This window comes from Paenibacillus tianmuensis (genome assembly GCF_900100345.1).
GTDB classification, from domain to species: domain Bacteria; phylum Bacillota; class Bacilli; order Paenibacillales; family NBRC-103111; genus Paenibacillus_G; species Paenibacillus_G tianmuensis.
Genome location: NZ_FMTT01000006.1, coordinates 145,466 through 156,783, shown reverse-complemented (window position 1 = coordinate 156,783; position 11,318 = coordinate 145,466). Strand labels below are relative to the sequence as shown.

The following is an 11,318-nucleotide window of genomic DNA, read 5'->3' as shown; positions in this document are numbered from 1 at the left end:
CAAGGTCAGGGTCAAGGAGGCCAGGGCGGCGGCTATCGTGGAGGCCAAGGCGGAAGTCCACAAGGCCAGCGGCCGGATCAACGCAGAGGCGGAGGCTTCGAGCAGCGCAATAACGATCGCAACCGCCAGGCGTCCATTCCTCCGAAACCGACGACAGCCACCATGGGTCAGGAATTAAACGATTCGGCAGTGAACAGAGGCGCGAAGAAACCGAATAACAATAAACGCTTTGAAGATAACCGGGGTGGCGGCGGAAGGGGTCAACAAAACCGCGGTAAAGCCCAAGGTCGGGGTGGCAGGAATCAGGAGCCGCCGAAACCGAAGATCGACAATACGCCGAAGAAAATTATCGTGCGCGGAACGATGACCGTAGGCGAGACGGCCAAAGTGCTGCATAAGGACGCTTCCGAAGTCATTAAGAAGCTTCTGTTCCTCGGCGTCATGGCGACCATCAATCAGGAGCTTGAACTGGATGCGATCCAACTGCTTGCGTCTGAATACCGCGTGGAAGTCGAATTGAAAATTCCGGTCGAGGAAGACAAATTCGAACAATTCGAAGAACAGGACGAAGAAGCGGATCTGATGGAGCGTCCTCCGGTGGTGACCATCATGGGTCACGTCGACCACGGTAAAACGACGCTGCTCGATGCGATCCGCAAGACAAGCGTTACCGAAGGCGAAGCGGGCGGTATCACGCAGCATATCGGCGCTTACCAAGTAGAAACGCACAACAAAAAGATTACGTTCCTCGATACGCCGGGTCACGAAGCGTTTACGTCCATGCGTGCCCGCGGCGCACAGGTGACGGATATCACCATTATCGTGGTTGCTGCCGATGACGGCGTCATGCCGCAAACGGTCGAGGCGATCAGTCACGCCAAAGCGGCGAAAGTGCCGATTATCGTTGCGGTGAACAAAATCGATAAGCCGGATGCGAACCCGGACCGGGTCAAGCAAGAATTGACCGAATACGAGCTTGTTCCTGAAGAGTGGGGCGGCGATACGATTTTCTGCAACATTTCCGCGAAGCAAGGGATCGGGCTGGAAAATCTGCTCGATATGATTTTGCTCGTATCCGAAGTGCAGGAGCTTAAAGCCAATCCGAACAAGCGTGCCAGAGGAACGGTCATCGAAGCCGAGCTGGACAAAGGCAAAGGGCCGGTGGTGCGTGTCTTGATCCAACACGGTACGCTTAAAGTGGGCGACAGCTTCGTCGCAGGCGTCTGCTTCGGACGTGTGCGGGCCATGATGAACGATAAAGGACGCAAGCTGAAAGAAGCCGGGCCTTCGACGCCGGTGGAAATTACCGGTTTGACGGAAGTGCCTCAGGCCGGCAATCCGTTCCTGGTCTTCGAGGACGAGCGCAAAGCGAGAGATATCGCCGAGAAGCGTGCCATCACGCTGCGTCAATCCGAGATGGGAGCAAACGCCCGCGTTACGCTGGACGATCTGTACAAACAGATTAAAGAAGGCGAAGTCAAGGATCTTAACGTCATCATTAAAGCGGACGTTCAAGGTTCTGCCGAAGCACTCAAAGGCTCCTTGGAAAAAATCGACGTCGAAGGCGCTCGCGTTAAAATTTTGCATAGCGGCGTAGGGGCGATCACTGAGTCGGACGTCATTTTGGCATCGGCTTCCAATGCGATCGTCATCGGCTTTAACGTCCGTCCGGAGCCGCAAGCGAAAAATACCGCCGAGCAAGAAAAAGTCGATATCCGTCTGCACAGCATCATTTACAAAGTCATGGAAGAAATCGAGCAGGCCATGAAGGGGCTTCTCGATCCGGAATATAAAGAAGTCGTTATCGGGCATGCCGAAGTACGCAACATCTTTAAAGTGTCCAAGGTCGGCACGATTGCGGGCTGCATGGTGACGGACGGCAAAATCGTCCGTTCTGCCGAAGTACGGATTGTCCGCAGCGGAATCGTCGTATTCGAAGGCAAGATCGACTCGCTGAAACGATTCAAGGATGATGCGAAAGAAGTGGCACAAGGCTACGAATGTGGTATATCTTTGGAGCGTTTTAATGATCTTAAAGAGGGAGACACGATTGAAGCCTTCGTTATGGAAACTGTAGAGAGGTGATCAGCTATGGCAAAAATTCGCGTGGGCAGAGTCGGGGAACAAATCAAGAAAGAATTAAGCCAGATCATTCAATCCGAACTGAAAGACCCGCGCATCGGTTTCATTACCGTGACCGGCGTCGATGTGACGAATGATTTTTCCCAAGCCAAAATATTCTTGAGCGTGCTTGGCAGCGATGAACAGAAGGAAGAAACGCTGAAGGCGCTCGCCCGCGGCACCGGCTTTATTCGCTCCGAGCTCGGCAAACGAATTCGGATGCGCAAAATTCCGGAACTGCTGTTTAAGTTCGACGCCTCGATCGATTACGGAAGCAAGATCGAAACGCTGATTCACCAAATTAACGACGGGAATACCGAAGCATGACCGCAGCGGAATATGCCGTTCAGCTTCAAGCGGCGGCCGGGTTTATCCGCGAGCAGGATGATTTTCTGGTCGTAGCCCACGTGCAGCCCGACGGCGACGCCGCCGGGTCCACGTTTGCGATCGCTTGGATGCTGCAATCGTTAAACAAACGGTTCACGCTGATCAACGAAGGCCCGATCCCGGACAAGTTCATGTACATGGCCGGGCCTCATGCGGTCATCGAATACGAGAAATCTCCGCCCGAACGCAAATTCGCGGCGGTGATCTCGGTCGATTGCGCGGATTTCGGACGAATCGGCTCGGTGAGCGAATGCTTCGAGCCGGAGCGGAAGCTGCTGAACATCGATCATCATGCTACCAATGACGGTTTCGGCACCGTTAATCTGGTGCGTTCCGATGCCGCGGCTACCGTGGAAGTGCTGTACGATCTCGCGCTGGAGTTGAATTTGGAGTTCACGCCGGAGCTGAACGATTGTATTTATACCGGCTTGCTGACCGATACGGGAGGCTTCCGTTATTCCAACACGACGCCGAAAGTGATGCAGATTGCGGCAGATATGCTGGCGCGCGGTGTGAAGGGGCACGAGCTTGCCGAAAGGCTGCTCGAAACGATGACGCTAGGTCAGGTATGCTTGCTGAAGCGAAGCCTCAATACGTTGTCCTTTGCCCATGACAACAAGGTTGCCTGGCTGGCCGTCACTTTGGACGATTTGTCGGCTACCGATGCATCCAGCGAAGATATGGACGGACTCGTCAACTATGCCCGCAATGTCGAAGGGGTTGAAGTCGGCATGTTGTTTAAGGAAAAAGAGCCCGGAATCATTAAAGTCAGCTTCCGTTCCGGAGGCTTGGCCGATGTTGCGGCAACTGCCCAAAAATTCGGCGGCGGCGGGCATGTCAAAGCGGCCGGTTGTACGATTCGCGGTTCGATGTCCGAAGCGGTTGAGCGAGTCGTTAGGGAAGTAGGGATGGCGCTCGCATGACAACGGAATTGGAAGGCATTTTGCCCGTATGGAAGCCGAAAGGCTTTACTTCCCACGATGTGGTGGCTAAAGTGCGCCGCATCGTGAGAATCAAGCGGATCGGCCATACGGGAACGCTCGATCCCCAAGTGACAGGCGTCCTGCCGCTTTGCATCGGCAGGGCGACCCGGCTTGTCGAGTACATCCAGGAGCTGCCAAAAGCGTACGAAGCGACGCTGCTTTTGGGACTTGCTACTGATACGGAGGACTTGTCGGGGGAAGTGCTGGAACGGGTGGAGTGCCTTGGAGAACGGTTGACGCCGGAGCAAGTGACTGCAGCGGTCTTACGCTTTATCGGCGACATCGAGCAGGTGCCGCCGATGTATTCTGCTGTCAAGGTGGACGGCAAACGATTGTATGAGCTGGCGCGGCAGGGCGTTCAAGTGGAGCGGAAGTCCCGAACGGTCACCATTTACGGCATCGATGTGCTGGAGACGGACTGGTCTGGAGATTATCCGCAAGTCAAGTTTCGCGTCAACTGCTCTAAGGGAACGTATATTCGTACGCTGTGTGCGGATATCGGACAAGCTCTCGGCGTTCCTGCCGTTATGGCGGAGCTGGTGCGAATCGCAACCGGACATATCGGGCCGGAACGATGCCTGACGCTTGAACAGATCGAAACTCTCCACAAAAACGGAGAGCTTGCTGGGCGGTTGATTCCGATGGAGCAGGCGGTTGCCCATTTGCCGTCCGTCCGGCTTTCTTCCGTTCAAGCACAGAAGGCGCTGCAGGGTCAGAAGATTCGCGTCAGCGAAGGGCAGAAGGCCGTATTAAACGCCTTTTTGTCCACCGGCGAGCAGGCGGTCGCCTGCTTCACGGAAGAAACGGGCGCGTTAATCGGGCTTTTTGAATGGGATTCGGAACCGGAATTGCTGCTGCCGGTCAAAATATTTTCTTGAGCTTGAGCGGTCAAACGCACCAAAGAAATGTAGGTGAAGGACACACCCATGGAAACGGTACAGCTATCGTATCCGCTGCCGCAGGACGGCCGTCTGGACGATTCCGCCAAGGTGCTGGCGATCGGCGATTTCGACGGCGTTCACCTCGGTCACCGGGAAGTGATCCGGAGGGCGGTCGAACGCGGGGCCGAGTTTCAACTGCCGGCTGCCATCATGACGTTTCATCCGCATCCCAGACAAGTGCTCGGGATGGACAAATACACCAAGCTGCTTACGCCGCCCGCGGCCAAGCAGGAATTGCTGCGGCAGCTTCAGGTCGATGCGACCTATGTCGTGGATTTCAGCGAATCGTTTATGCGCGTAACGCCCGAACAGTTTGTCGAGCACATGCTTGTGCCGATGAAGGTCAGTACGGTTTTCGTCGGATTTGACTTCACCTTCGGCTACAAGGGCGCTGGGACGCCGGATACGTTGTGCGATTTGGCCAAGGGGAGATTTGCGGTAGAGGTGGTTCGTCCGTTTCACAGGAACGGCGAGAAAGTCAGCAGCACATTGATTCGCGAATGCTTGCTGCGCGGCGATATTGCCGAAGCGAATGCGCTGCTTGCCCGGCCTTACCGGCTGGAAGGGACGGTCGTGCACGGAGACGGGCGAGGCCGTACCATCGGTTTCCCGACCGCGAATCTTGAGGTGAGTCAGCCTTATGTCATTCCGGCCAATGGCGTCTATGCCGTACAGGTCACGGTCGGGGGGCGCAAAGTAGGCGGGGTCATGAATGTCGGGGTGAAGCCTACCTTCGTTACCGGCCTGACGAAGCCCGCGCTGGAGGCGCATTTGTTCGATTTTCACGAAACGATCTACGGAGAGAACGTACAGGTGGAGCTGCTCGCGTTTATTCGTGAAGAACGGAGATTCGCTTCAGTTCAAGAGCTGATTTCCCAGATCGGTCAAGATGCGGATCAAGCGCGTTCGATCCTTGCGGCTCGGAAAACGATTCAAAACTCGTAATTTTATTTTACTTTTATAAACAAACTATGGTATACTATGAGACGTTGTCGATTCAACATGCTATCGCATGAGGAATTCAGGACATCGCATGAACCTTGGCATGGAGAATCGAGTACTCCATCGGTCTCTGGGCCACAGGGGATATACTTATTATTTTTGGAGGTGACTCAATCATGGCATTGACACAAGAACGCAAGCAGGAACTGATCCAAACGCATAAGACGCATGAAAGCGACACAGGATCTCCTGAAGTGCAAGTTGCAATTCTTACGGAAAACATCGTGAACCTGACCAGCCATTTGAAGACGCACAAGAAAGATCATCATTCTCGTCGCGGTCTGCTCAAAATGGTCGGCCAACGCCGTAAGCTTCTGACGTACTTGAAAAACAAGGACGTCAAACGCTACAGCGCTTTGATCGAAAAACTCGGTCTGCGCCGTTAATTCAGTCTTACAACTAAAGCAACCACGTTTGTCCTTTGTGCACGCCGGAACGCCTGGCGTACGGATGCACGGGCTGCGGGGTTGCTTTTTTAAAATATCGGGATACTGTCGTTGCAGCTCACTGCGCAAGCTGTACTTTTGAGTTACTATTTTCATAAAAAGCAGGAAATACTGACTAATATGCAGAATGGTTAAGGAAGACCAGCGTTTTGGCGATCCGGAGGCAAGTTTGCCCTGATCGGTAGCCAGGCAATGGCGGTAGTGCGGGGACCCGGCTTCGAGTGATAATTGTACATAACGAAATCCGGGTATGAAATTTCAAAAGCTGTGAATGAAATTTGAGGAGGTTGAATATGGAGAAGCAAGTGCAGATGGATCTCGGCGGACGTCCGTTGATTCTGGAAACCGGACGTCTGGCGAAGCAGGCGAACGGAGCTGTCGTTGCACGCTACGGCGAAACCGTCGTGCTTTGTACGGTAACGGCTTCCGCCGAGCCGAAAGATTTGGATTTTTTTCCTCTAACCGTGAACTATGAGGAGCGTCTTTATTCGGTGGGTAAAATCCCCGGAGGCTTTATTAAAAGGGAAGGTCGTCCCAGCGAAAAAGCGATTTTGTCCAGCCGTTTGACGGACCGTCCGATTCGTCCGTTGTTTCCGGAAGGCTTCCGCAATGACGTGCAGATCGTTTCGATCGTCATGAGTGTGGATCAGGAATGCGCGCCGGAAATTGCGGCCATGATCGGGACCTCCGCGGCGCTCAGCATTTCCGACGTGCCGTTTAACGGACCGGTGGGCGGAGTCATTGTCGGACGGGTGGACGGGCAGTTCGTCATTAACCCGACTGTCGAGCAGTCGGAGAAAAGCGATATCCATCTCGTCGTGGCGGGTACGAAGGATGCTATCATGATGGTCGAAGCCGGTGCGGAAGAAGTGCCGGAGGAAGTGATGCTGGAAGCGATCATGTTCGGTCATGACGAAATCCGCAAAATCGTTGCCGTGCAGGAACAACTCGTGCAGGAAGTCGGCAAGCCGAAAATGGAAGTCAAGCTTCACAGCGTCGAGAGCGACGTGAATCAAGCGGTTCGCGATTTCGCTCAAGCCCGTTTGGTGGAAGCGGTCAAGATTTCGGAGAAGCATGCAAGACAAGATGCGATCGATGCGATCAACAGCGAAGCGAAGGAGCATTTTGCCGCGGTCTACGCCGAAACGCCGGAGAAAATGGCCGACGTCAAAGAAACGCTGTACGATATCGTGAAAGAAGAAGTGCGCCGCTTGATTACGCACGATAAAGTTCGTCCGGACGGACGCGGGCTCGATGAAATCAGACCGATCGAATGCGACATCAACCTGCTGCCGCGTACACACGGCTCCGGCTTGTTTACCCGCGGCCAAACGCAGGCACTCAGCGTATGTACGCTCGGAGCGCTCGGCGACGTGCAAATTCTCGACGGTCTCGGCCTGGAAGAATCGAAGCGGTTTATGCATCATTACAATTTCCCGCCGTTCAGCGTAGGCGAAGCCCGACCGCTGCGTGCGCCGGGACGGCGCGAAATCGGACACGGGGCGCTCGGCGAACGTGCGCTGGAGCCGGTTATTCCTTCCGAAGTCGATTTCCCTTATACGATCCGTTTGGTTTCCGAGGTGCTGGAATCGAACGGCTCGACTTCGCAGGCGAGCATTTGCGCGAGCACGCTGGCGATGATGGATGCGGGCGTTCCAATCAAAGCTCCGGTAGCGGGCGTAGCTATGGGTCTGATCAAAGACGGTGAGCATTACTCGATCTTGACGGACATCCAGGGGATGGAAGACCACCTCGGCGATATGGACTTTAAAGTGGCCGGTACGGCCAAAGGGGTTACCGCGCTGCAGATGGATATCAAAATCGACGGCATCGACCGGGCCATTTTGACGGATGCGCTGGAGCAGGCGAAAAAAGGCCGCATGCACATTTTGAACAAAATGCTGGATCGCATTTCGCAGCCGAAATCGGACCTGTCGCCTTATGCGCCGAAAATCGTCACGATGCAGATCAACCCGGACAAAATCCGCGATGTCATCGGAGCAGGCGGCAAAATCATCAACAAGATCATCGAAGAAACCGGCGTGAAAATCGACATTGAGCAGGATGGCCGCGTCTTCATCGCTTCGTCCAACAGCGAGATGAACGAAAAAGCGCGTCAAATCATCGAAGGCATCGTCCGCGAAGTCATCGTCGGGGAAACGTATCTCGGCACCGTGAAGCGGATCGAAAAGTTCGGCGCTTTCGTCGAAATTTTACCGGGCAAAGAAGGCTTGGTACACATTTCCCAGCTGTCGACCGAGCGCGTAGGCAAGGTGGAAGATGTCGTCAAGATCGGCGATACGATTACCGTGAAAGTAACGGAGATCGACAACCAAGGCCGTGTCAATTTGTCGCGTAAAGCGGTATTGACGGCGGAGGTTCCAGCCCAAACCTAATTTAACGCTTGAGTTTTCAAGCGAGCATGCAGAAAGAGCCAGAGTAGTCTGTCTCTTTTTTGTTTGCCCGAAAATCCGGATTACTGCCGCGGCTCTCTATACGATGGTCTAAACCTGTCCTGCAGGGCATAAGATGGGGACAAACAGGTGTGGACAGGAGAATGGGCATGAAACGCAAACGATGGTTAGCTGCGTCATTATGCTTTGGAGCGCTGCTGCTCGGCTTGCAGTTCTCTCCGGCGGTCGACCGATTCGTACAGCATGCCAGAGAGAAGAATGGTCATGAACGAGCTGCAGACGATGCACGAACGCTGTCTTCTCTGCTGTCGCTTAGGGTATGGAGTGACGAAGGGAGAGAGCGGCGGGCCAGAGTGCTTGAGAGAATAAAGGCCGAGGCGGCGAAGTGCAATATACCGCCGGTGAACGCCAAGATCGACCGCGTCTGGAAAGCGATACCGGGGTACAACGGGCTGGAGGTCGATGTCGAGAAGTCGCTGGAGCTGGCGGAGCGGCAGTCGTTTCCGGAAACGCCGCAGCTCGTGTTCCGCGAAGTGCCGCCTCAAGTCGATCTGGATCAACTCGGACCGAATCCGATCTATAAGGGCAACCCGGCGAAGCCAATGGCAGCGCTTATGATCAACGTGGCGTGGGGCGACGAGTATTTGCCGCGAATGCTGGACGTTCTCCGTAAGGAGCAGGTGCATGCGACCTTTTTTTTCGACGGGATGTGGCTGAAAAAAAATATTCCGACCGCCCGCAAAATTATGGCGGAAGGACACGAAGTCTCCAATCATGCGTACTCTCACCGGGACATGAGCAAGCTCAGCCGGACGCAAACCGCTGCCGAAATCAGCAAGACCGAGACGATGCTGAAGCAGGAATTGGGCGCGCAGAACCGTCTGTTTGCCCCGCCCTCGGGAGATTACAATCAAATGACCGTAGATGTCGCGTACGAGATGAACCTGCGCACCATTTTGTGGACGATCGATACGGTAGATTGGAAAAAGCCAGAGCCTTCTTCCATCGTGCATAAAGTAGCTACACGGATCGAGCCCGGCTCGCTGATCCTGATGCATCCTACGTCTTCGAGCAGCGCCGCGCTGCAGGGCATGATTCGCGCCATCCGGGCCAAAGGGCTGTCTTTGGGTACCGTCAGCGAGGTCATCTCGCCCGCGCGGGTTCCGAAGGTTGAGTCCGCCGGACAATAATGGTAATATCAAAATGTTATACCTGTACAGGGGAATCAAGACTTCGCCGTACCGAGGAGGCTTAAAGCGTTTGGACAAATACACACTTACCAACGGACTGCGGCTCGTCATCGAGAAAATTCCGACGTGCCGCTCCGTTGCTTTCGGCATCTGGGTCAAAACCGGATCGCGCAGCGAAAACGAGACGAACAACGGCATTTCGCATTTTATCGAGCATATGCTCTTCAAGGGCACGGAAAAATACTCCGCCAAAGATATCGCCGAAATTTTCGACGGCATCGGAGGCAACGTGAACGCCTTCACTTCGAAGGAGTACACATGCTATTATTGCAAAGTGCTGGACGAGCATCTGCCGCTCGCGGTGGAAGTGCTCTCCGATATGTTTTTCGGTTCGGTATTCGATGAGACGGAATTGGAAAAAGAAAAAAATGTCATCTATGAAGAAATCGCGATGTATGAAGATACCCCGGACGATATGGTGCATGATCTGATTGCCCGGGCCGCATTCGGCGGGCATTCGCTCGGACGTACCATCATCGGCACGCAAAGCAATCTGGCGGCGATGACCTCCGATACGCTCAAGGAATACATGAAGTCGCACTATACGATTGCCAATACGGTCATCAGCATCGCCGGCAATATTAACGACGATGTTGTCGGCTTGATCGAGAAGCATTTCGGCAGCTTTGTGAATGCGGGCTCGCAGGCCCCGCTTGAGCCTTTGGCGTTCCGGAGCGATTCCGCGTATCACCAGAAGAAAACCGAGCAAAATCATATTTGCTTATCGCTGCCCGGGCTGGCTGCGAAGGACGACCGGTTGTATGCGATGATCCTGCTGAACAATGCGATCGGCGGCGGCATGAGCTCCCGGTTATTCCAGGAAATCCGCGAGAAACGCGGGCTGGCCTACTCGGTATATTCCTATCATTCTTCCTACCAGGACGGCGGCCTGTTTACCGTGTATACCGGTACGGCGCCTAAGCAGACTAAAGAAGTGCTTAAGGTGACGCTGGAGCTGCTGGCCGACATCAAGGAGAAGGGATTGACCCCAACCGAGCTGAAGAAAGGCAAGGAACAAATGAAAGGCAGCTTGATTTTGAGCCTGGAGAGCACCAGCAGCCGAATGAACCGGATCGGGAAAAATGAGTTGATGCTCGGCCGACATTACAATCTGGATGAAATGATACAACGTATCGAGAGCGTGAAGATGGAGCATGTTCAAGCGCTGACGGCGGAGATGCTGTCCGTGCCTTTCGCATTGGCTATGGTCGGGCAGACGAATGATGCCATCGCCGGATTTAGGAGGGATCAGCTTGTCTGAACGAATCGAAGTGTTCATTAAACGGCTGCCGGGGAACGAGGATATTGCGCTGCCACAAAAAATGTCCGAGCTTGCCAGCGGTTTCGACCTGTATGCGGCTGTAAGCGAGCCAATCGATCTCGTGCCGGGCGAACGGATTCTCATTCCGACCGGATTTGCGCTTGCCATGCCGGGAGGGCTGGAAGCCCAAATTCGTCCGCGAAGCGGGCTTGCTTTTAAACACGGGATCACATCCTTGAACACGCCAGGCACGATCGATGCCGATTACCGCGGCGAAGTCAAGGTGCTGCTGATCAATCACGGCAAAGAAACGTTCACCATCAACCGTAACGAGCGCATCGCGCAAATGGTGTTCCAAACGGTGCCGCTCATTACACTGACCGAGGTAAGCGAGTTGGACGAGACGGAACGCGGAGCGGGCGGCTTCGGGCACACGGGAACAAAATAAGGAAGACGGACGATCTAAGCGCTTTTCCACAGGCCGGCAATTAGGCCTGACGGAAGAGCGCTTTT

General features: G+C 54.4%; 10 protein-coding genes. All 10 read left to right on the top strand.

Annotated elements, in window-relative coordinates; all coding sequences use genetic code 11:
• Positions 1-2,085: translation initiation factor IF-2 (gene infB / locus BLO51_RS06500; RefSeq protein ID WP_090668592.1), on the top strand; the 2,085-nt coding region annotated here is incomplete at its 5' end.
• Positions 2,086-2,091: 6 nt separating this feature from the next.
• The gene (rbfA, locus tag BLO51_RS06495; RefSeq protein ID WP_090668589.1) at positions 2,092-2,448 is read left to right on the top strand and encodes a 30S ribosome-binding factor RbfA; all 357 of its coding nucleotides are present in this window, start codon (positions 2,092-2,094) and stop codon (positions 2,446-2,448) included.
• Positions 2,445-3,431, top strand: a complete 987-nt coding sequence (locus BLO51_RS06490; RefSeq protein WP_090668586.1) for a DHH family phosphoesterase — start codon at positions 2,445-2,447, stop codon at positions 3,429-3,431. The genes rbfA and BLO51_RS06490 overlap by 4 nt, the downstream gene beginning before the upstream one ends.
• Positions 3,428-4,369 (top strand): tRNA pseudouridine(55) synthase TruB, encoded by a 942-nt coding sequence (truB, locus tag BLO51_RS06485; RefSeq protein WP_090668583.1) that lies wholly within the window; start codon positions 3,428-3,430, stop codon positions 4,367-4,369. The genes BLO51_RS06490 and truB overlap by 4 nt, the downstream gene beginning before the upstream one ends.
• 48 nt (positions 4,370-4,417) lie before the next feature.
• On the top strand, positions 4,418-5,377 hold the full coding sequence (locus BLO51_RS06480) for a bifunctional riboflavin kinase/FAD synthetase (RefSeq protein WP_090668579.1): 960 nt from the start codon (positions 4,418-4,420) through the stop codon (positions 5,375-5,377).
• Between the two features lie 173 nt (positions 5,378-5,550).
• Positions 5,551-5,820 carry a 30S ribosomal protein S15 gene (gene rpsO, locus BLO51_RS06475; protein WP_010491237.1) on the top strand — a complete coding sequence of 90 codons (270 nt, stop codon included), beginning with the start codon at positions 5,551-5,553 and terminating at the stop codon, positions 5,818-5,820.
• A 353-nt stretch (positions 5,821-6,173) separates the two neighbouring features.
• A complete protein-coding gene (gene pnp, locus BLO51_RS06470) occupies positions 6,174-8,276 on the top strand; it encodes a polyribonucleotide nucleotidyltransferase (protein ID WP_090668576.1) in 2,103 nt (700 codons plus the stop codon).
• A 167-nt stretch (positions 8,277-8,443) separates the two neighbouring features.
• A complete protein-coding gene (locus BLO51_RS06465; protein WP_090668573.1) occupies positions 8,444-9,484 on the top strand; it encodes a polysaccharide deacetylase family protein in 1,041 nt (346 codons plus the stop codon).
• Positions 9,485-9,554: 70 nt separating this feature from the next.
• Positions 9,555-10,805: a M16 family metallopeptidase gene (locus BLO51_RS06460; protein WP_090668570.1), complete on the top strand. Its 1,251-nt coding sequence runs from the start codon at positions 9,555-9,557 to the stop codon at positions 10,803-10,805.
• On the top strand, positions 10,798-11,253 hold the full coding sequence (dut, locus tag BLO51_RS06455) for a dUTP diphosphatase (protein WP_245719547.1): 456 nt from the start codon (positions 10,798-10,800) through the stop codon (positions 11,251-11,253). The genes BLO51_RS06460 and dut overlap by 8 nt, the downstream gene beginning before the upstream one ends.
• Positions 11,254-11,318: the final 65 nt, after the last annotated feature.

What these genes read in the sequence shown, in the direction of transcription:
- rbfA (WP_090668589.1), top strand. Translation starts at nt 2,092, where the DNA reads ATGGCAAAAATTCGCGTGGGCAGAGTCGGGGAACAAATCAAGAAAGAA.
- BLO51_RS06490 (WP_090668586.1), top strand. Translation starts at nt 2,445, where the DNA reads ATGACCGCAGCGGAATATGCCGTTCAGCTTCAAGCGGCGGCCGGGTTT.
- truB (WP_090668583.1), top strand. Translation starts at nt 3,428, where the DNA reads ATGACAACGGAATTGGAAGGCATTTTGCCCGTATGGAAGCCGAAAGGC.
- BLO51_RS06480 (WP_090668579.1), top strand. Translation starts at nt 4,418, where the DNA reads ATGGAAACGGTACAGCTATCGTATCCGCTGCCGCAGGACGGCCGTCTG.
- rpsO (WP_010491237.1), top strand. Translation starts at nt 5,551, where the DNA reads ATGGCATTGACACAAGAACGCAAGCAGGAACTGATCCAAACGCATAAG.
- pnp (WP_090668576.1), top strand. Translation starts at nt 6,174, where the DNA reads ATGGAGAAGCAAGTGCAGATGGATCTCGGCGGACGTCCGTTGATTCTG.
- BLO51_RS06465 (WP_090668573.1), top strand. Translation starts at nt 8,444, where the DNA reads ATGAAACGCAAACGATGGTTAGCTGCGTCATTATGCTTTGGAGCGCTG.